The sequence below is a fragment of the Donghicola tyrosinivorans genome (genome assembly GCF_003003355.1).
Classification (GTDB): domain Bacteria; phylum Pseudomonadota; class Alphaproteobacteria; order Rhodobacterales; family Rhodobacteraceae; genus Donghicola; species Donghicola tyrosinivorans.
This window is the reverse complement of record NZ_PVTQ01000030.1, coordinates 1-18,951: the sequence shown is the minus strand read 5'-3', so window position 1 is coordinate 18,951 and position 18,951 is coordinate 1. Positions and strand designations below refer to the sequence as shown.

The window sequence follows — 18,951 nt, the reverse complement described above, 5'->3', positions numbered from 1 at the left end:
CGGTAAGATCGCGGTCACTGTGAAAGCGTCCGCACCCATTGACAGACCGCTTCGTGCTTGGCTTGGTGGCAGGACCGGACGCATTTGCCTCCGGTTAGGGGGGTGAATGGTTAATCCGGTATCAAACCGTGCGTGGTGGCTTTTGACACCTGCGCTGGGGCTCATGGGCTTTGTCGCCGTGATCCCGCTGCTGGCGGTATTCAACTATTCCTTCCACGACATCTTTACCGTGAATGAGGCCTATTGGATCGGCCCCGAATGGTACGCCGAGATCACTCGTAACCCCACCTTCTGGGCCAGCTTGGGCCGCAGCGCGCTGTTTTCGGCGATAGCGTTGGGGATACAGGTGCCTCTGGGCATTTGGCTGGCCTTGCTGCTGCTGAAGATGCAGCGGTTCGCGGTGCCTGTGCTGATGCTGGTGGCCATGCCGCTTGTGGTGCCTTGGAACATGATCGCGGGCATGTGGATCCAGCTGGTGCATCCTGAAAACGGCATTGCAGGACAGGTGATGACCGCCCTTGGCATCGCTTTTGACTACAAGTTCACGGCCCTGCACACGTGGGTTTTGATCGTTCTGGCGGACACGTGGCACTGGATCGGCCTTGTGGTCATTCTGGCCTACGCGGGTCTGTCGGCGATCCCGCATGCCTATCACCAAGCCGCCGCGATCGACGGGGCCAGCCGCATGGCGGTCTTCCGCTATATCGAGCTTCCGCGCATCACAGGGGCCCTGTCGATTGTGCTGCTCTTGCGCTTTATCGACAGCTTTATGATCTATACCGAGGCGTTCTCTATCAACGCAGGCGGGCCGAACAATGCCACGACCTTCCTGTCGTTAGAACTGGCCGCCGACATCGGCAGCTACACTTATGGCCGCGCCGCCGCGCGGGCGATGCTGGATGTGCTTATCGTTTTGACCGTGGCGTGGGCCTTCGTGCGCATCCGCTCCTCGGAGGCGCGCCGATGACCATGCGTGGTATTATCCTGCGACTGGCCGTCTTTGGCTTGCTGGCAGTGTTTATCCTGCTGCCCTTCGCCCAAACGGTGGCTTTGAGTTTTACGCTCACCCTGCCCCGCGAAGGTCATGAGGTGGGCGCCTTTACATGGTTGAACTACGCTGAGGTCTTCAAGCGCCCCGAACTGCGCGCCGCCGTCGTGAATTCGCTGACCTATGTGACGCTGAACGTGGCGCTGTGCCTGATCGCGGGCTTGCCTGCCGCCTATGCCTTTGCCCGCTATCGTTTTGTCGGGGATCGTCATGTGCTGTTCGCGCTGCTTGCCTTCCGTCTGACCCCGCCCGTGGTGCTATCCCTACCGATCTTTTTCCTGTTCGCGCAGGTGGGTCTGGTGAACAGCCCCGTCGGGATCGCGCTGGTGCACTGCGCGTTCAACCTGCCCATCGCGATCTGGATCCTTGAGAGCTTTATCTCGGCCGTGCCCCGCGAATATGACGAGACTTGTTTTATCGATGGCCATTCTCTGCCTGACTTCTTCTTTCGCAGGCTGATCCCCGCCATCGCGCCGGGCATCGGGGTGACGGTGTTCTTTTGCTTTATCTTTTCATGGGTCGAGGTCGTCTTGGCCCGCATCCTGACCGTCACGGCAGGCAAGCCGATTACTATGGCGATCAACGCGCTTTACGGGTTCCGCACCGATATTGGCTTGGTCATGGCGCTGACGGTGGTGTCCTTGATCCCCGGCGTCGCGATGATCTGGTTTGTCCGCAATTACATCGCGCGGGGCTTTGTCATCCGGACCTGAGGGGTGAAACACTCGCGCCTACACTGAGCTCAGCAGGATCGAGGTTTCGCTGTTGGTGATCCCCGGAATGCCGCGCACTTCGCGCAGGACGCGGTCGAAATCGGCAAGGCTTTCCGCGCTAAGTTGGGCGACAAGGTCCCAGTTGCCGTTGGTCGAATGCAATTGATGCAGCGCCGGAATGCCGCGCAGACTGCGGATCACTTGGGTCGTTGACTGGCCCGACACCTCGATCATCATGATGGCTTGAACGCCGTGGGGACCGCTGTCTTCGCGGGCGCGGATGGTGAACCCCAAGACGGCGCCACTGCTGAGCAGACGGTCAATCCGCGCCTGCACCGTGGCCCGCGATACGCCAAGGATCGTCGCTAGTTTCGACACTGGCGCGCGCCCGTCCGTGCGCAGCAAAGCGATCAGTTGGCGATCAAGGTCATCGTAGAGGTGCATAGCAATCTTTACGCCCAAGTTTAACAAATTGCACAGTTTGAATTTGCAAACCTATCACCATGGTCATGCAATCTGTCAACCCGTGCGGGGTATCCTTGGGAAACACTGTTCACAAAAAGGCCCTGCATTATGCCCCGCTCCTCGCTTCAGGCACCGTCTTCGGTGGTGATGATCCGCCCGCACCATTTTACCCCTAATGTTGAAACAGCGCGGGACAACCATTTCCAGACCAGCGCGGCCAGTGATCCCAGCGCCGTCGCGCAGGCGGCCTACGCAGAGGTCAGCCGCGCCGCCAAAACGTTGCAAGACGCAGGTGTCCGCGTGCATCTGTTTGAGGACAAAAGCACCACCACGCCGGATTCTGTCTTTCCGAACAACTGGTTCTCGACCCACTCGGGCGGGCATGCGGCGGTCTACCCGATGCACGCGCCAAGCCGGCGGGCCGAACGGCGGCAGGACGTGCTGGAAATGCTGAAACGCGATTACCGTGTGCAGGACGTCATCGATTATTCGGGGCTAGAGCAAGACAACCTGTTCCTTGAAGGCACCGGCGCGATGGTGATCGACCATCTGGAGCGCGTTGCCTATGCCGCCCGCTCTAACCGTACCAGCGAAATCCTGTTGGAGCGCTTTTGCACCCATTTCAGCTATGAGCCTGTGGTCTTTGACGCCGTCGATCCGCAGGGCCAGCCGATCTATCACACCAACGTTCTGATGTGCATCGGGACCGATTTTGCCCTGATCGGGCTGGACTGCATTCCCGATCCCAACCGCCGCCGCGAAGTGGCCGAGCGTCTGCGCCGCGGCGAGAGGAACATAATCCCCCTCAGCCCCGCGCAGATCGCGGACTTTGCGGGCAATGCGATTGAGCTGCAGGGCCGCGATGGCTTGGTGCTGGCCCTCTCGGCGCGGGCGTTGCGGTCGCTGAACCCTGATCAACGGGCCACGCTAGAGCAGCATGTGACGCTGATCCCGCTGGATATTCCCACCATCGAACACGCGGGCGGCTCGGTCCGCTGCATGATCGCGGGGCTGCACCTGAGCGCCCGCACCCTTCAAACCGCTTAAGGATTTCCCATGTCTCCCCTGCCCTCAAAACTTGCCTATGTCCCCTTTGTTTCGGTCGAACATATGATGGGACTGGTCCATCACATCGGGATCGAGAAGGTCTTGACCGACCTAGCCGCCGAGATCGAGGCCGATTTCCGCCGCTGGCCTCTCTTTGACAAAACGCCCCGCGTGGCCAGCCATTCCGATGTGGGCGTGATCGAACTGATGCCGACCTCGGACGGGGAAACCTACGGATTCAAATATGTGAACGGTCATCCCAAGAATACCGCCGAAGGGCTACAGACCGTGACCGCCTTTGGCCTGCTGGCAGATGTGGATTCCGGTTATCCGAAACTGCTGAGTGAGATGACCCTGCTGACCGCCCTGCGCACGGCGGCGACCAGCGCGATGGCGGCGAAACATCTGGCCCCTAAGGGGGCGCGGACTATGGCGATGATCGGCAACGGGGCGCAGTCGGAATTCCAGTGCCTTGCCTTCAAGGCCGTCTGCGGCATCGATACGGTTCGGCTCTACGATATTGACCCCTCGGCTACGGCCCGTTGCGCCGCGAACCTTGCCCAAAGCGGGCTTGGGGTCGTGCAATGCCGATCCGGCGAAGAGGCGATGGAGGGCGCAGAGATCATCACCACCTGCACCGCCGACAAGCAATATGCCACAATCCTGACCGACAACATGGTCGGCGCGGGGGTGCATATCAACGCCATCGGCGGCGATTGCCCCGGCAAGACAGAACTGCACCGCGATATCCTGCTACGCTCGTCCATCTTCGTGGAATACCCGCCGCAAACGAGGATCGAGGGCGAGATTCAGCAGCTGGACCCCGATCATGCAGTCACCGAACTGTGGCAGGTAATCGATGGATGCGCCGATGGGCGCACCAGTGATCGCCAGATCACCCTTTTCGACAGCGTAGGCTTCGCGATCGAGGATTTCAGCGCCCTGCGCTACATCGCCAAGGCGATCCAAGGCACGCCCTATTTCACCCAGCTTGATATGATCGCGGACCCCGACGATCCGCGCGATCTGTTCGGCATGTTCCAGCGGGCCAAGCCTCAAACCGCCTGAGGGGTCAAATCCCTAAGTCCCGATAGGCCAGCGCCACCTCTTCGATGGCAATGACATATCCGGCGGTGCGCAGGTCCGACAGGTTCGGCTGGCGGGCAAGGCGTTCCGCAATGCGGCGGTAGGCGGCGCGGATCATCTCTTCCAGGCCAGATCGGACCAAGTCCAACTCGGACCCCGATTTCTCTAGCCTGCTGCGCATTAATGGGGGGATCGGGGTGGGGCTGAGCCCCTCGATCAGATCGGCCAGATCGGAAAAGCGGCGCTGGGACATGCGCCGCTCCATCAGGCCAAAGGGCATGTGGGTCAGGTTCCGGACCCACTCGAAATAGCTGACGATCACACCGCCCGCATTCGCGCAGAGGTCGGGCAAGACGGTGATCCCCCGCTGCGCAAGGATCTGGTCGGCGTCGTAATCAATGGGCCCGTTCGCAGCCTCGACCACGATCGGGGCGCTGATCTGGGAGGCATTTTGAGCGGTGATCACGTTCTCGGTCGCCGCAGGGATCAGGATGTCACAGGGCGCGCATAGATCGCTGGCGTCCGGCACAGTCACGGTTGCCCCGCCAAAGCTGTCCCAACCCTCGCCAGCGGCCCGATGGGTCAAGAGGGCGGCGATGTCGATCCCTTCGGGGTTTTCCAAGGTTGCGTTCCGTTCAATGATGCGGATGATCTTTGCGCCGAATTCGGTCTGCAACGTCAGCGAGGCATAGGATCCCACATTGCCAAATCCCTGAACCGTCACGGTTTTTCCTGCCAAGGCCCCGTTGCCCTCGGTCGTTTCAAGATGTTCGGCCAGCACATAGGCAACCCCGCGGCCCGTGGCCTCGGTCCGGCCATTGATCCCGCCGCGGGACAAGGGTTTGCCGGTCACACAAGCGGCGGCGTTCAGGGTCTCGGCCGGAGAGACACGGCGGTATTCATCGGCCATCCACGCCATCTCACGCTCGCCCGTGCCCATGTCAGGGGCGGGCACGTTCCGGCCTGGGCTGATCATCCCGCGCCGCGCCAGTTCCTGCGTAAAACGGCGGGTGATCTTTTCCAGCTCTAATTCTGTAAAGTCCTTCGGATTGATCGCCAGCGCCCCTTTCGATCCTCCGAAAGGCACCCCGACCAACGCGCATTTCAGGGTCATCAGCGCGGCCAAGGCCTCGACCTCATCTCCGGTGGAGTTTGCAGAATAACGTATCCCGCCTTTCACCGGCTCGATATGGTCGGAATGTACGGCCCGCCAGCCGGTAAAGCTCATGAGTTCGCCGCGCAGGCGCACGCCGAAGGTCACTTTGAAAATCGCGTTGGTGATTTTGATCTTTTCGGCCAGACCCTTGGGCAGATCAAGATGGCCAAAGGCCCGCGCGAACTGCGCATCAACGCTTTCCAGAAAAGAACGGCTCATGATTTTCCCCCCGATTTCTTTAGATTTTCGGACAGTTCGGAGAAATTCGCGACCATGCTGGTCTGCCCCGCCTGCCCCATAAGGGTGAGTCACGATGAGTGCGCACAGCAACCTTAACGTGTGTTCATGGTGATAGTCTGAAGGTGCATTTCATTTCGCTAACTGTAATACATTTTTCACAGTCAAAATATTGTACTTAGGAAAACAAATAGCTGCCTAAATAAAATACATTAAATCCGTGTAAATGGATTATTGTTGGTCTGGAAAGCCTTACTTTCGTTTGAAATCGAAAAATCGCGCTTGCTTTGGTAAGGGTGGTTTGCATACACTTTTTACCATCAGTTAAAATTTTTTGATCGCAAGATGCATATTCAAACGAACTCCACCCAGCTTTTCAAGCTGTGCGGATCCAGTGGTATTTTGACCGCTATGGTTGCGTCCTTCTGCGCAGCCGGATTTGCTATCAGCCTCTACGCCGGTATCACCGTGTCATCGCGGGTGTTTTTGGCATCCTGCATCATTGTGGTCTTTGGCGTCGCGACCTGCTGGGTTCTGTTCCAAAAGACCGAGATTACGTTAAACCGCGCCTCGGATACGGTGACGGTGTCAAAGCGTATGCTGCACGGGACCGACAGCTTTGACATGCCTCTTAGCCAAGTGGCCCAAGCTGACGTGGATATTCAGCGCAAGCAGGCCAAGGGCCAAGCCTACCGGCTGGTGCTGGTGACAGACAGCCCGACAGGGGCTGAACGTTTGGTGATCGGCCACGGCTTTTCGGAAGGGCCGAATTCCGTGACCACCGCCCGCATGATCAACCGTTGGCTGGGGGTGCCAGAGGCGCAAATCGGTGCGGCCCCCTTTCGAGAGGATTTGCGGGCCGCGCATTTAATAGACCTCAAGCCCCACGGCTGACATGTTGTTTTCCGAGTTTTCGTTAAGGGATGCCCTATGAAGTTTTTCCCCCTGACTGCCGCGATGTTCGGTGCCCTTGGTACCACTGCGCAGGCGGGTGAATATTGCACGATCGATGAAAGCGTCATGTTCGACTGCACCTTCAATGGCGGCAAAAAAGCGGTTGAGGTCTGCGACACCAATTACTGGGCGGACGGGGATAACGCCGCTTACGGCTTTTTCAAAACCGGCGGCGAGATCGAGAAAGAGATCATCACCGACAAGGCCAGCCTGAACGTCACCCCTTGGAACGGCGTGGGCAGTTCCATTTGGGAAACTGTAACCTTTTATTCTGGAGACTATGGCTACGAGGTCTGGTGGTCTGTAGCGCGGAGTGACGATGCCTCCCCTTTGGATGGGGGTATCACAGTGACGCAAAGCGGCGCGGTATTGGCAGAACTGTCGTGTGACGAAGGCTCGGTCCAGCAGCAGTTGGGTCTGTTGATAGAGGCGGTTGAGGCGGCGCAGATCTCTCCCTGACTGGTCGCTTTTGTCAGGCGTTCGCGGGGCTCTGCCCCGCACCCCGAGGTATTTTTGCCAAGATGAAAGCAAGGGGGCTTTTGGTGTTTGGGGGCGGTGACGTATTTGATGTGTTGGGAATTCGGCCGTGGTTCCTGGCATTTTAAGCGATGGCGGCGTGGGCTATGGATCGGCCAGCTTAGTTGGCGTTGATCTGCCCGGAAACCGTAGTGACCGCCTGCCCGCCGACAAAGATGCGGCTGTCATGAATTGAGATGTAGATATGCCCCGCCCGGCCAACGCATTGGCCTTGGGTGGCTGTGTATTCTGCGCCTTCCGCGATTTGCCCCCGCATAAGGCGATAGGCGGCGATTGATCCGTTGCCACTGCCGCAGACCGGATCTTCATTCACGCCGCATGAGGGGGCGAAGGATCGGACTTCGATCCCGCCTTTGCCGTTTCCGCCGAAGACTGAGACACCTGTCACAGCTAATTCGGCCTCAAGCTGAGCTGAGGCATTCATGTCTGGCGTCAAAGAAAGCACCGTTGCGGCGTCATTAAGCTCTGCCACGATCCAGCGGGCGCCAACGTCCACCAATGCCGCTTGCGGACCGGCCAAGAGTGGCGCACCAAGGATATCGGTCAGGCGTTTTTGCTCTGCTTGGGTCAGATCACGGATTTTCGGCTGTGGCAATTGTAGGCGCAGCACGCGTGTTGCGCCCTCTTCTGACACCGAAACCGGCACCAGTCCTGCACCGCATTCTTGCACCACATGTCCCTTCGAGGCGTCAACAAGTCTTGCCTCGATCAAGGCGTGGGCGCTGCCTAAGGTGGGGTGTCCTGCGAAAGGCAATTCGCTGCGCGGCGTGAAAATCCTCAGGCGATAGTCGGCTTCGGGGGATGTGGGCGTCAGGTGAAAGGTGGTTTCTGACAGATTGGTCCACGCGGCGATGCGTTGCATCTGCTGGTCGGTTAGCCCGTCGGCGTTCATCACCACTACCACAGGATTGCCCTGAAACGGCGTTGCCGAAAACACATCGACGATTTTGAAGTCGTTTGCCAATGTCTTGTGCCTTTTATGCTGTGGGTTGAGACGTGCCGCGATCAGATGTTTTCCGGTGTGATGATTTCGAACGGGACGGTGCGTTGTAGAGTGGTGCCTTTGCCGCCGCGGCTGTGGGCCTCAAGCATGGTCTGGATCAGCGTGTCTGATGTCGTCTCCAAAGGATGGCAAAGGGCGGCGGTGACCAACCCTTCGCTGAGGCCTTTGCGGGTTTCGGGGCCGATATCTCGGCAGACGACGCGGATGGTCTTGCGCCTTTCCACGGGCACCTCGCGCAGGGCGCGCAGTACGCCAGAGATGCCGCCTCCCACGATCAGAATCCCCTTCAGGTCGTCGTGTTCCTTGATCTCGTCCCGAACCAGTTCATAGGCCAGTGTGCCATTTTCATGAGTCGGCTTGCTTTCGGCGATGACCAGGCGCGGGGCGTTCTCGCGCATGTAGGATCGGAACGAAGCGTCTGCCACATCCTGACACTGATAGCGGTGGTTGCCGATATAAACCGCCACGCGCCCCGCATCCTGTGTCATTTCCGAGATAAAGAATGCTGCTGTCCGCCCCACTTTCCAGTTGTCGGTGCCGACAAAACCAGCGCGTTCAGGGGCGGATTGGTCGGTGATGTAGGTGATCACGCTGACCCCTTGTTCGGACAGCTCCTTGATGGCCTGACCGATCAGCGGGTGGTCGGCGGCGATGATCGCCACCGCGTCACAATTGGCCCCCAGCGCCTTGAGGCGGGTGGCGATGTTCGCAGGCTCCAGCAGGTCCACAAAGTCGATAAGGCATTCAATTTTCTCATTAACTCTGTTGCCGGCGGCCTCTCTGATCTTGTCGCCGATCAGCCGGTAGAGATCGCGGGTGGACTGTTGCAGCAGAAAGCCAAAGCGGTATTTGGGCAAGGCGCTGTCACGGCGGGCGGTCAGCACCCCATCGCCATAATAGCCCATCTGGCGGGCGGTTTCCCTGACGTGTTCGATGGTCGAGGCCCGCACGTTGCTGGACCCAGAAAGGATGCGGTTGATGGTCGAGACGCTGACGCCTGACTTTTCAGCCAGCATCGCGATTGTCACCCGTCCTTTGGTCATTTTACCGCCTCCGCTGTGTCATTGTTTCATGACACTAAATGACACGTTATTTCAAAACAATGGTAATTTTTGTTCCATCAGAAATTTGCTTCGGCTACCTGATTGTGGCGCGGTGATCGCAAAGAAACGTCACCGCACCTGTTTTTGGGAGGAGAAACCATGACCATTAAATCGCACGTTTTGCGTGGCCTTTTGGCGACCGCTGTCGCTTCGCTGGTCGCTGGCCCCGCGCTGGCAGCCAACATCTTTGTTATCGGCGGTAAGCCCGATGATCCGTTCTGGTCGCGCGTGAAAAAAGGTGCCGAAGACGCGGGTGTTGTGGCCGAAGCGCAGGGCGGCTCGGTGACCTGGCTTGGTCCGCAGAACTACGACAACCTTGGCCCCGATGCGGCGGAACTGATCCGTCAGGCGATCGACCAAGGTGCGGACGCGATCGTTGGCCCCGACTGGGTGCCCGAGGCGATGGACCCCGCGTTTGAAGCCGTCACCGCAGCTGGTATCCCGCTGGTGATCTACAACGCCGGTGGTCTGGAAGCAGCCGACAAACTGGGCGCGATGAACTACGTTGGCGCTGTGGACTACAAATCGGGCTTTGCTGCGGGCGAGTATCTGGGCAACGCCGGTCACAAAAACGGCGCTTGCGTGAACACCCTGCCGGGTGCTGCGAACATCGAAGCCTTCTGCAGCGGCTTTAACGACGGCATCATCGCGGCTGGCGGTACCGGTTCGGTTCTGCAACTGCCCGCAACCGCATTCGGCGATGCAACGGCTGTTGCGCAGGCGGTCCGTGCGCATCTGCTGCAAAACCCTGAAATTGACGCGATGTTCGCCATCGGTGACGGCGACACCAACGCGACTGTTTCGGGCATCCAGCAGGCAGGCAAAGCCGGTCAGGTCCATGTCTGTGGCATGAACTTCAGCGATACCATTCTGGCCAACATTCAGGCGGGTTCGCAGGATTGCGCCATTGACCAGCAAGGCTATCAGCAGGGCTTCTTTGCCGTGTCGATCCTGAACAACTACGTCAACTACGGCGTGACCATTCCCACCCGCGAGATCCTGACCGGCCCGGGCATCGTTGATGCCTCGAACGTCGAACTGGTGATCGAGGGCGTCAAGGCGGGCGTCCGCTAATCCCCTCCCCACGTGTCGGGCCTCTGGTCCGGCACATCAAAGCTGGCCGCCGGTTCCTTCACCGGCGGGCCATCTTTGTCAGGGCTGGTCCGCATGTGAATGCGCGACCGATGAGAATGACGACACAGGAAACGCTTAGATGGCAACGCAGACCTCATCCGGCTCGGGTGGTTTTTCGATTGGTGATCTTATCCGGCGGCCCGAAACCGGGTCCCTGATCGGCTTCATCGTAGTGTATGTATTTTTCGCAAGCCTCGGCGGCGCGGTCTTTCTGGGCGCGCCCGGTTGGTCAAGCTGGCTGAACATCGCCGCCGAAGTGGGTATCATCGCACTGCCCGTGGGTCTGCTGATGATCTCGGGCGAGTTTGACCTGTCTGTCGGCTCGGTGGTTCCGGCCTCTTCGATGACGGCGGCGCTGCTGTGTGGCCACTACGGGTTGCCGTCGATCTTTGGCATCGCGGGCGGGTTGACAGTCGGGTTGGCTGTGGGCTTTGTGAATGGTCTGATCGTGACACGCACAACGATCCCTTCGCTGATCGCGACCATCGGCACCATGTTTGCCGTGATGGGCCTGACACTGGGGATGGCGGTACTGATCAAGGGCTCGACCAGTGTGTCTTACGTGCCTGATGCCACCACCAAGGCGCTGCTTGGCACCTTTATCAATGGCATGTTCAACGTTTCGATCTTCTGGTGGATCGGCTTTGTGGCTGTCTACTTTTTCTTCCTGCACTTTTCGCCGTTGGGTAGCTGGGTGTTTGCCCTTGGTGGCGACAAGGAAAGCGCGCGCAATGCCGGTATCCCCACGAATAAGCTGACCATCAGCCTCTTTATGGCATCGGGTTTTGGCGCGGCATTTGTCGGCGTGGCGCAGGTAATGACCTATCAGTCGGCGCAGGTGGCCGGGGGGCAGTCCTTCATCTTCAACTCGATCATGTGTGTGGTCATTGGCGGCGTGCTGCTGACCGGAGGCGCAGGCTCGGTGATCGGGATTGTGCTGGGGACCATGACCTTTGCTGTGGTGAACCAAGGCATCTTCTTTGCGGCGCTGGATCCGAACATCGGCTCGATCATCATCGGTGCGCTGCTACTGGCCGCTGTTCTGTCGAACGACAGCTTCCGCGCCTTGGCCATGAACTACGCAAGCAAGAAGAAGTGAGAACGGACCCATGGACATGATTTCTAGCGTCTTGCGCCGTCCTGCTGCGGCCTCTTTCCTAAGCCTCTTAGGCGTTCTGATCTTCTACGTCATCTTTGGCGGCGTGGACTTGGGCAAGCTGGCGGGTGCTGCCAGCTGGGTGAACTACGCGGCCCGTATCGGCATCGTCGCCCTGCCCGTCGCACTTCTGATGATCTCGGGCGAGATCGACATTTCCATCGGGGCGATGATCCCTGCAGGGGCCATGACCACTGCGATCATCGCGGGCCATTACGAGCTGCCGATGTTCGTTGCTGTCATCGCCGCGCTGGCGGTGGGCGTTCTGGTGGGCCTTTTCAACGGCCTTCTGGCAACCCGCACCAGCGTTCCTACGCTGATCATCACCCTTGGTACGCTGGTGGGGATGCAGGGCATCGTTCTGGCAGGCTCCAAGCTGCTGACCGGCGCCGCCTCGGTTCCGCTGACCGCACCGGATTGGGCCAAGACCGTGTTCGGTGACTTCATCTTCGGCGGCAGCCATCAGGTTGTCATCATCTGGTGGATCATCCTGACTGCCGTCTTCTGGTTCCTGATGCACCAGAGCAAATACGGCAACTGGATCTTCGCCATCGGTGGCGACAAGGTTTCGGCCAAGAACGCAGGTATTCCGGTGGATCGCATCACCATCCTGCTGTTCATCGGCACTGCAACCTCGGCCAGTTTTGTAGGCATGTGCCACGCGATCCTGTTCAACTCGGCCCAGGTGTCGGGCGGGATGAACGACATCTTCAACATCATCGTCAGCGTTGTGGTGGGCGGCGTGCTGCTCACGGGTGGCTTCGGATCGATCCTCGGTGTGTTCATCGGCACGATCACCTTCGCCATCGTCATCAAGGGCATCGATTTCACCGCCATCGACCGCAACTGGGCGAACCTGATCATCGGCATCATGCTGCTGGCCGCTGTGGGTATGAACGAGACCTTCCGCAAGAAAGCCCTGACTGCTGTTTCCAAGAAAAAGAAAGGCTGAACCTATGTCTGCCAATACGCCTGTTATTGAACTCCGTAATGTCGACAAAAGTTTCGGCCCGATCGATGTTCTTCACGAAATCAGCCTGAAGGTCCGCGCTGGCGAAGTGCTCTGCCTTCTGGGCGACAACGGCGCGGGTAAATCCACGCTGATCAAGACGCTGGCGGGCGTTCACGCCCCCACCCGCGGCGAGATTCTGGTGGATGGCCAGCCAATCACCTTCGACGGCCCGCGCGATGCGCAGGATCGCGGTATCGCAACCGTACACCAGTTCGGCGGCACCTACCCGCTGATGTCGATCGGTCGCAATTTCTTCCTTGGCATGGAGCCCACCAAGGGTTTCGGCCCCTTCAAGGTCTTTGACCGTGCGAAGGCCAACCGCATCGCGGTGGAAGAAGTGCAGAAGATGGGCATTACCCGCATCACCGACGGCGACCGTCTGGTGGGGGGCCTTTCGGGCGGTGAGCGCCAGTCGCTGGCGATTGCCCGCGCTGTGTACTTCGGTGCCCGCGTTCTGATCCTTGACGAGCCGACTGCGGCGCTTGGCGTTAAGCAGGCGGCCCACGTTCTGCGCATCGTGAATGAGGCGAAAAAGCGTGGTCTGGCGGTGATCTTCATCACCCATCAGGTGATGCACGCGATGACCGTGGGTGATCACTTTGCGGTTCTGATCCGTGGTGCCATCGCCGCCGATTTCCGCAAGGGCGAAAAGACCCGCGAAGAGATCACCGACCTGATGGCCGGCGGCGAAACCATGGCCGATCTGGAAGCCAGCATCGAGGGCTACATGGAGACCCACGAAGGTCATCCGCCCAAGGTCAACACCGCCGACTAAGAATTTGACGCGCCGCGAAGGGAGGCGGCGCGTTCCCGACATTACCCTTTGGAGGAAAGACGCATGAAAATCGCGCTCGACCCGTTTATGCACCGCCACCTGTCGCTCGAGGAATTGCCCCACAAGGTCAAGGAACTGGGCTACGACTGGATTGAAATGAGCCCGCGCGGCGATTTCTTTGAATGGTTCAAGGCACCCCGTGTGTTCCCCGACCGCATCAAGAGCTTCAAGAAGGCGCTGAAGGATGCGGACGTGGGCATCGCCTCGCTGCTGCCTATGTACCGTTGGGCCAGCAACGACGAGACCGAGCGTCAGGCCGCCGTCAAGCATTGGAAGCGCGCCATCGAGATCGCGGTCGAGATGGAAATCGACACCATGAACAGCGAATTCGGTCGCGGCCCGCACCCCGATAAGGGCTCGTGCTACTGCTGCCACACCGGTTCCATGATTGAGGCGTGCGAAGACGCTTGGTGGCGCTCCATGGAAGAGCTGGTGCCCGTGTTCGAGCGCGAAGGCATCAACCTGCACGTCGAACCCCACCCCGAAGACTGGTGCGAGACCCTGCAACCGGCGCTGGACATCATCCGCACCGTGAACAGCAAGAACGTCAAGTTCCTCTACTGCGCGCCCCACACCTTCTACTTTGGCGATGACACCAAGGCGATGCTGCGCGAAGCCAAAGATGTGCTGGCACACGTCCACGTGGGCGACACTTTCAACCACAAGGCCTCTAGCGGGCTGCGCTACATCCTGAACCCTCCGGGCACCAATGCCCGCGTCCACCAGCACCTGAACATCGGTCAGGGCGAGGTTCCGTGGGACGACTTCTTCGGCACGCTGGCCGAAATCGGGTTCGACGGCATCATGACCGCTTGTGTCTTTGCTTGGGAAGACAAGGCGGATGAATCCGGCCACTTCATGCGCAGCGAAATGCAGCGCTACGTCGATCAGTACTTTAAATAAGCGAGAAAACCCATGACGTTGCAGGTAGGTATCATCGGCACCGGAATGATCGGTCAGGACCACATCCGCCGTCTGACGCAGGTCTTGTCCGGCGTTCGCGTGGTGGCTGTCACCGATATCAATCTTGAGCGTGCTCAGGCCGCCGCTCCGCAGGGGGCGACGGTCTATGAGACCCCGCAAGAGTTGATCCGTGCCGCCGAGGTGCAGGCCGTGGTGATCTGTTCGTGGGGCCCCGCCCATGAAGAGCAACTGCTGGACTGTATCGCCGTCGGCAAGCCGGTGTTCTGCGAAAAACCGCTGGTGACCTCTGCCGAGGCGGCCTTACGCGTCATGGAGGCGGAAACCGCTTTTGGTCTGCGTCTGGTTCAGGTGGGTTTCATGCGCCGCTTTGATGCGGACTACCGCCGCCTGAAGGCTGTGATCGACGGCGGCACGTTGGGTGCGCCTTTGATGTACAAATCGGTCCACCGCAACGCCTCGGTTCCCGAGGGGCTATACACCTCGGACATGCCGCTGAACGATACGTTGGTCCATGACGCCGATATCTCGCGTTGGTTGCTGCGCGACGAGATCGCGGGCGTTGAGGTTCGCGTGCCGCGCCGGTCTTCTCGCGGGGGGGAGTTGCGCGATCCGGTCATGGTGCTGCTGCATATGACGTCGGGCGCGATTGTGGATGTCGAAATCTCGGTCAACATTGCCTACGGATATGACATCCGCGGCGAGGTTTCGTGCGAGACCGGCATCGCCGCACTGCCCAACCGCCCTGCCACGGTGATCACCGATCAATTCGGCATCCGTCAGGCGATCCCCGAGGATTGGCGCGAACGCTTTATCGAGGCCTACGACCAAGAGTTCCGCGAATGGATCGTGGCGGCGGGTCAAGGCACTGCCACCGGCCCCAGCACATGGGACGGATATGCCGCCACGCTGGTCGCTGACGCGGCCCTGCGGGCAGTCGCCAGCCAACATCTGGAAACAGTGGAGATGGTCAGCAAACCGGACCTCTACAACCAATAACCTGCCCCCTTTGACGAGGGGAACATTTCAAAAAGAAAGGTAACACCATGATCAATGGTGAACGCACAACCTCGCGCCCGCTGCGCTGGGGAATGGTAGGTGGTGGCCGCACGGGACAGGTGGGCTACAAGCACCGCACAGGCGCTTTGCGTGATGGCACGTACCAACTGGTGGCCGGTGCCTTCGATCTGGATGCAGACCGTGGCCGCGATTTCGGCGTGAACCTCGGCGTGGCCGAAGACCGCTGCTATACCACCTATCAAGACCTAATCGCTGGTGAAACGGGCCGCGAAGACGGCGTGGATGTGGTCTCGGTTGCAACGCCGAACTTTACCCATTTCGAGATCACCAAAGCCCTGCTGAACGCAGGCATCCACGTGATCTGCGAAAAGCCGCTGTTTTTCACCGTGGCCGAGTGTGAAGAGGTTGCCGCATTGGCCGCCGAGAAGGGGCTGATCGTCGGCGTGACCTATGGCTTTACCGGCCATCCGCTGGTGCATCAGATGGCTGCGATGGTCGCCAAGGGGATGCTGGGGGATATCCGCATCGTCGATATGCAGTACACCCACGGCTTTAACGCGGGCGATGATGACAGCGCTGATGCTGTGAAGTGGCGGACCAACCCTGCCACCGCAGGCGCGACCTTTGTTCTGGGCGATATCGGCACCCACCTTTATTATCTGTCCGAGGTCGTTCTGCCCCATATGCAGATCGAAAAGCTGCTGTGTGACCGCAAGGCCTTCATCCCCAGCCGCGCCCCTCTGGAAGATCATGCCACCGTTCTGATGCACTATGACAACGGCGCGCGCGGTCGTCTTTGGGTCAGCTCGGTCAACGCAGGGAACATGGGGTCGCAGCGGTACCGTTTCGTGGGCTCGAAAGCCTCGATCGAATGGAGCGACAGCCACCCAGACCAGTTGATTTATCAGGTACAGGGCGAGCCAGAGCGCATCATGCACCACGGCATGCCCTACCTTGAGGCTGAAAGCCTTGCCGTCGACCGCATGGGTGCGTTGCACACCGAAGGTCTGGGGGACAGCTGGTCCAACATCTACTTGTGGATCGCGCAGGCCATCGACGCCAAGACCCGCGGCGATGAGGACTTCCTGAAAACCCACCACTACCCCGGCATCAAGGCTGGCACCGAAGGCGTGCGCTGGCTGGAAAACTGTGTCCGTTCGGCGGACGCGGGCGCGGCTTGGGTTGCCTACGAATAACTGCATTGAAGGAAAACGGACATGAAACTGTCAATCTGCACTGATGTCATGGGCAACCTGTCCTTCACGGACATGTTGGACAAATGCGTTGAACTGGGTGTCGAAGGCATCGAGATGACCGGCGGCGGCTGGTCCAAAGGCCCCCACTTCCGCGCTGACGAACTGCTGGCCGACAAGGGCCTCTTGAAGCAGAAGTTGGCCGAGATCGAGGCCCGTGGTCTGCAAATCGCGGCCCTGAACTGTTCGGCCAACCCGCTGGATCCGGGCGCGATGGGTACCCGTCATCTGAAAGAGATGAAGGACACCATCACGCTGGCAGGCGAAATCGGCGTTGAAACCATCGTCACTATGTCCGGTCTGCCCGAAGCGGCCCCCGGCGACACCGTGCCGAACTGGCTGGTCTACACCAAGTCTTGGCCCGATGAGATGCCCGAGCGCGACCGTTACCAGTGGGAGGACCGCGCGTTCCCCCTTTGGCACGATCTGGTCGATTTCGGCAAAAAGGCGGGCATCAAACGCTACGCGCTGGAAAACTTCAGCGCCATGCTGGTCTGGAACCCCGAGACACTGTTCCGTCTGCGCAATGAAGTGGGTGAAATGGTCGGCATGAACCTCGACCCCTCGCACTTGATGTGGATGGGCGCAGAGCCGATCGCCTCGGCCCGTGCATTGGGTAAGGCGATCCACCACTGCCACGGCAAAGACACCCGCATCGAGCGTGGCCTTTGCGATGTGAACGGCCTTCTGGAACTGAAGGACGTGACCGATGTGGCGAACCGTTCGTGGAACTACGTTGCCGTCGGCGCAGGCCGTGATCTGCAATGGTGGAAAGAGTTCTTCTCGGTTGTCGGTATGTGCGGCTACAACGGCTGGGTTTCGCTGGAGATGGAAGATTTCACCATGTCCACCGAGGCCGGCATCCAGTCCTCGATCGACGCGCTGAAAGCGACCATCATTCGTTAAGGGGACCGCAGGTGTACAAGTTCATCATCACGATTGATCTGCTGCCCGGTACGCGGGACCAGGTGCTGGCGCAGGCGCCCACCGCCCAAGCCGCCACCCGCGCCGAGGCAGGCTGCATCGCCTATGACTTTTACATCTGCACAGACAATCCGGACCGCCTTGTCTTTGTCGAAACATGGCAGGACGAGGCGGCCCACGCCTTTCACATGACCCAAGACCACACCAAGCGCTTCATTGCCTTTCACGAGCAATTCCACCGCGGTCTGGTCTTTGAAACCGTCAATATCGCCTCCGGCGAGAAGGTTTAGATCATGACAGACTGTCCGATTACTATCACCTGCGCCCCCTGTTGCTGGGGTGTGGATGATGTCACAAACCCCAACTTGCCCCACTGGGAAAAAGTGCTGGATGAGGCCGCCGCCGCCGGTTTCGGCGGGCTGGAATTGGGGCCTTACGGCTATATGCCGTTGAAGAATAATGTGGTGGCCGATGCTTTGGCCGCGCGGAACCTGTCGATTGTGGCGGGCACGATCTTTGACGATCTGGTCTCGCCTGCGAACAAGGAAACGCTACTGCGCCAGACCCGCGAGATCTGCGGGTTTATTACAGCTTTGCCTAAGCCGAAGTCCCACACCGGTCAGCGCTTTGACGCGCCTTATCTGACGGTGATGGACTGGGGCCATGATGAGCGGGATTACGCGGCGGGCCACTCGGACCGCGCCCCGCGTCTGACGCTCGATGACTGGCGCGGCATGATGAACAACATCCGCGCGATTTCCGAGGTCGCACGGGACGAATTTGGCGTCCGTGCCGTCATTCACCCCCATGCAGGCGGCTATATCGAGTTTGCGGACGAGTTGGCGCAACTGGTTCAGGACATCGATGGGGATGTGGCGGGCCTGTGTCTGGACACTGGCCACATGGCTTATTCGGGTATGGACCCTGTCGCGGGCCTGCGGACCTACTGGGATCGCCTTGATTACATTCATTTCAAGGACATTGATCCAGCGGTCTACGCCCGCGTGATGGGTGAAAGAATCCGGTTTTTCGATGCTTGTGCGGCGGGCGTCATGTGCCCCATCGGGCGCGGAAGTATCGATTACACGGCGGTCTACGGGCTTTTGTCAGAAATGGCCTATGGCGGCTACATCACCATCGAACAAGAGCGCGACCCGCGCAACGGCGCGTCAGTTCTGGACGATCTGGCAGCCAGCCGCGCCTTTCTGTCGTCGGTCGGATTTGTGTGAGAGCGCCGGGGCTCTGCCCCGGACCCCGCGGTATTTTTACCAAGCTGAATGTTTGGTGCATGGAGGGAATTTGGGATGCTTGATTTGGATGTAATCACCATTGGGCGTGCTGGTGTTG

The 18,951-nt window shown here is 59.5% G+C and carries 20 protein-coding genes; 16 read left to right on the top strand and 4 right to left on the bottom strand.

What is annotated here, in order from left to right; all coding sequences use genetic code 11:
* The first annotated feature begins 106 nt into the window (after positions 1-106).
* Positions 107-967 carry a carbohydrate ABC transporter permease gene (locus tag CLV74_RS21265; protein ID WP_106268738.1) on the top strand — a complete coding sequence of 287 codons (861 nt, stop codon included), beginning with the start codon at positions 107-109 and terminating at the stop codon, positions 965-967.
* A complete protein-coding gene (locus CLV74_RS21260; RefSeq protein WP_245888648.1) occupies positions 964-1,761 on the top strand; it encodes a carbohydrate ABC transporter permease in 798 nt (265 codons plus the stop codon). The genes CLV74_RS21265 and CLV74_RS21260 overlap by 4 nt, the downstream gene beginning before the upstream one ends.
* Positions 1,762-1,779: 18 nt before the next feature.
* Here the strand turns inward: CLV74_RS21260 and CLV74_RS21255 are convergent, their stop codons facing one another.
* Complete coding sequence (locus CLV74_RS21255) at positions 1,780-2,205, bottom strand: Lrp/AsnC family transcriptional regulator (protein WP_106268736.1); 426 nt, start codon at positions 2,203-2,205, stop codon at positions 1,780-1,782.
* Positions 2,206-2,334: 129 nt separating this feature from the next.
* Here CLV74_RS21255 and ctlX point away from each other — a divergent pair, with 129 nt between their 5' ends.
* Entirely contained in the window at positions 2,335-3,273 is a 939-nt protein-coding gene (gene ctlX / locus CLV74_RS21250; protein WP_106268734.1) for a citrulline utilization hydrolase CtlX, read from the top strand.
* A 9-nt stretch (positions 3,274-3,282) separates the two neighbouring features.
* Entirely contained in the window at positions 3,283-4,341 is a 1,059-nt protein-coding gene (locus CLV74_RS21245; protein WP_106268732.1) for an ornithine cyclodeaminase, read from the top strand.
* A gap of 4 nt (positions 4,342-4,345) precedes the next feature.
* Here CLV74_RS21245 and CLV74_RS21240 read toward each other — a convergent pair whose 3' ends face one another.
* The gene (locus tag CLV74_RS21240) at positions 4,346-5,734 is read right to left on the bottom strand and encodes a Glu/Leu/Phe/Val family dehydrogenase (RefSeq protein ID WP_106268731.1); all 1,389 of its coding nucleotides are present in this window, start codon (positions 5,732-5,734) and stop codon (positions 4,346-4,348) included.
* Between the two features lie 363 nt (positions 5,735-6,097).
* On the opposite strand from CLV74_RS21240, the gene CLV74_RS21235 reads away from it, so the two are divergent.
* Together CLV74_RS21235 and CLV74_RS21230 are read left to right on the top strand one after the other, a co-directional pair.
* Positions 6,098-6,646, top strand: a complete 549-nt coding sequence (locus tag CLV74_RS21235; RefSeq protein ID WP_146135003.1) for a hypothetical protein — start codon at positions 6,098-6,100, stop codon at positions 6,644-6,646.
* A gap of 36 nt (positions 6,647-6,682) precedes the next feature.
* Positions 6,683-7,165 carry a hypothetical protein gene (locus CLV74_RS21230; protein ID WP_106268727.1) on the top strand — a complete coding sequence of 161 codons (483 nt, stop codon included), beginning with the start codon at positions 6,683-6,685 and terminating at the stop codon, positions 7,163-7,165.
* A 178-nt stretch (positions 7,166-7,343) separates the two neighbouring features.
* Here the strand turns inward: CLV74_RS21230 and CLV74_RS21225 are convergent, their stop codons facing one another.
* Together CLV74_RS21225 and CLV74_RS21220 are read right to left on the bottom strand one after the other, a co-directional pair.
* On the bottom strand, positions 7,344-8,207 hold the full coding sequence (locus CLV74_RS21225; protein WP_106268725.1) for a PhzF family phenazine biosynthesis protein: 864 nt from the start codon (positions 8,205-8,207) through the stop codon (positions 7,344-7,346).
* A gap of 41 nt (positions 8,208-8,248) precedes the next feature.
* Positions 8,249-9,289 carry a LacI family DNA-binding transcriptional regulator gene (locus tag CLV74_RS21220; protein WP_106268723.1) on the bottom strand — a complete coding sequence of 347 codons (1,041 nt, stop codon included), beginning with the start codon at positions 9,287-9,289 and terminating at the stop codon, positions 8,249-8,251.
* A gap of 159 nt (positions 9,290-9,448) precedes the next feature.
* Between CLV74_RS21220 and CLV74_RS21215 the strand changes: the two genes are divergently transcribed.
* The 10 genes from CLV74_RS21215 to CLV74_RS21170 all read left to right on the top strand — a co-directional run bounded on the left by CLV74_RS21215 (position 9,449) and on the right by CLV74_RS21170 (position 18,833).
* The gene (locus CLV74_RS21215; protein ID WP_106268721.1) at positions 9,449-10,423 is read left to right on the top strand and encodes a substrate-binding domain-containing protein; all 975 of its coding nucleotides are present in this window, start codon (positions 9,449-9,451) and stop codon (positions 10,421-10,423) included.
* A gap of 139 nt (positions 10,424-10,562) precedes the next feature.
* Positions 10,563-11,582 carry an ABC transporter permease gene (locus CLV74_RS21210; protein WP_106268719.1) on the top strand — a complete coding sequence of 340 codons (1,020 nt, stop codon included), beginning with the start codon at positions 10,563-10,565 and terminating at the stop codon, positions 11,580-11,582.
* 10 nt (positions 11,583-11,592) lie between these two features.
* Positions 11,593-12,591: an ABC transporter permease gene (locus tag CLV74_RS21205; RefSeq protein ID WP_106268717.1), complete on the top strand. Its 999-nt coding sequence runs from the start codon at positions 11,593-11,595 to the stop codon at positions 12,589-12,591.
* A 4-nt stretch (positions 12,592-12,595) separates the two neighbouring features.
* The gene (locus CLV74_RS21200; RefSeq protein WP_106268715.1) at positions 12,596-13,426 is read left to right on the top strand and encodes an ATP-binding cassette domain-containing protein; all 831 of its coding nucleotides are present in this window, start codon (positions 12,596-12,598) and stop codon (positions 13,424-13,426) included.
* 63 nt (positions 13,427-13,489) lie between these two features.
* Positions 13,490-14,389, top strand: a complete 900-nt coding sequence (locus CLV74_RS21195; RefSeq protein WP_106268713.1) for a sugar phosphate isomerase/epimerase family protein — start codon at positions 13,490-13,492, stop codon at positions 14,387-14,389.
* A 12-nt stretch (positions 14,390-14,401) separates the two neighbouring features.
* Positions 14,402-15,406 carry a Gfo/Idh/MocA family oxidoreductase gene (locus tag CLV74_RS21190; protein WP_106268710.1) on the top strand — a complete coding sequence of 335 codons (1,005 nt, stop codon included), beginning with the start codon at positions 14,402-14,404 and terminating at the stop codon, positions 15,404-15,406.
* Positions 15,407-15,453: 47 nt separating this feature from the next.
* Entirely contained in the window at positions 15,454-16,623 is a 1,170-nt protein-coding gene (locus CLV74_RS21185) for a Gfo/Idh/MocA family protein (RefSeq protein ID WP_106268708.1), read from the top strand.
* Positions 16,624-16,644: 21 nt separating this feature from the next.
* Positions 16,645-17,586 (top strand): sugar phosphate isomerase/epimerase family protein, encoded by a 942-nt coding sequence (locus CLV74_RS21180; protein ID WP_106268706.1) that lies wholly within the window; start codon positions 16,645-16,647, stop codon positions 17,584-17,586.
* Positions 17,587-17,597: 11 nt separating this feature from the next.
* The gene (locus tag CLV74_RS21175) at positions 17,598-17,894 is read left to right on the top strand and encodes a putative quinol monooxygenase (RefSeq protein ID WP_106268703.1); all 297 of its coding nucleotides are present in this window, start codon (positions 17,598-17,600) and stop codon (positions 17,892-17,894) included.
* 3 nt (positions 17,895-17,897) lie between these two features.
* On the top strand, positions 17,898-18,833 hold the full coding sequence (locus CLV74_RS21170; RefSeq protein WP_106268701.1) for a TIM barrel protein: 936 nt from the start codon (positions 17,898-17,900) through the stop codon (positions 18,831-18,833).
* Positions 18,834-18,951: the final 118 nt, after the last annotated feature.

Bases quoted from the DNA above. Each gene is read 5' to 3' on its own strand.
- CLV74_RS21265 (WP_106268738.1), top strand. From the start codon at position 107: ATGGTTAATCCGGTATCAAACCGTGCGTGGTGGCTTTTGACACCTGCG.
- CLV74_RS21260 (WP_245888648.1), top strand. From the start codon at position 964: ATGACCATGCGTGGTATTATCCTGCGACTGGCCGTCTTTGGCTTGCTG.
- CLV74_RS21255 (WP_106268736.1), bottom strand. From the start codon at position 2,205: ATGCACCTCTACGATGACCTTGATCGCCAACTGATCGCTTTGCTGCGC.
- ctlX (WP_106268734.1), top strand. From the start codon at position 2,335: ATGCCCCGCTCCTCGCTTCAGGCACCGTCTTCGGTGGTGATGATCCGC.
- CLV74_RS21245 (WP_106268732.1), top strand. From the start codon at position 3,283: ATGTCTCCCCTGCCCTCAAAACTTGCCTATGTCCCCTTTGTTTCGGTC.
- CLV74_RS21240 (WP_106268731.1), bottom strand. From the start codon at position 5,734: ATGAGCCGTTCTTTTCTGGAAAGCGTTGATGCGCAGTTCGCGCGGGCC.
- CLV74_RS21235 (WP_146135003.1), top strand. From the start codon at position 6,098: ATGCATATTCAAACGAACTCCACCCAGCTTTTCAAGCTGTGCGGATCC.
- CLV74_RS21230 (WP_106268727.1), top strand. From the start codon at position 6,683: ATGAAGTTTTTCCCCCTGACTGCCGCGATGTTCGGTGCCCTTGGTACC.
- CLV74_RS21220 (WP_106268723.1), bottom strand. From the start codon at position 9,289: ATGACCAAAGGACGGGTGACAATCGCGATGCTGGCTGAAAAGTCAGGC.
- CLV74_RS21215 (WP_106268721.1), top strand. From the start codon at position 9,449: ATGACCATTAAATCGCACGTTTTGCGTGGCCTTTTGGCGACCGCTGTC.
- CLV74_RS21210 (WP_106268719.1), top strand. From the start codon at position 10,563: ATGGCAACGCAGACCTCATCCGGCTCGGGTGGTTTTTCGATTGGTGAT.
- CLV74_RS21205 (WP_106268717.1), top strand. From the start codon at position 11,593: ATGGACATGATTTCTAGCGTCTTGCGCCGTCCTGCTGCGGCCTCTTTC.
- CLV74_RS21200 (WP_106268715.1), top strand. From the start codon at position 12,596: ATGTCTGCCAATACGCCTGTTATTGAACTCCGTAATGTCGACAAAAGT.
- CLV74_RS21195 (WP_106268713.1), top strand. From the start codon at position 13,490: ATGAAAATCGCGCTCGACCCGTTTATGCACCGCCACCTGTCGCTCGAG.
- CLV74_RS21190 (WP_106268710.1), top strand. From the start codon at position 14,402: ATGACGTTGCAGGTAGGTATCATCGGCACCGGAATGATCGGTCAGGAC.
- CLV74_RS21185 (WP_106268708.1), top strand. From the start codon at position 15,454: ATGATCAATGGTGAACGCACAACCTCGCGCCCGCTGCGCTGGGGAATG.
- CLV74_RS21180 (WP_106268706.1), top strand. From the start codon at position 16,645: ATGAAACTGTCAATCTGCACTGATGTCATGGGCAACCTGTCCTTCACG.
- CLV74_RS21170 (WP_106268701.1), top strand. From the start codon at position 17,898: ATGACAGACTGTCCGATTACTATCACCTGCGCCCCCTGTTGCTGGGGT.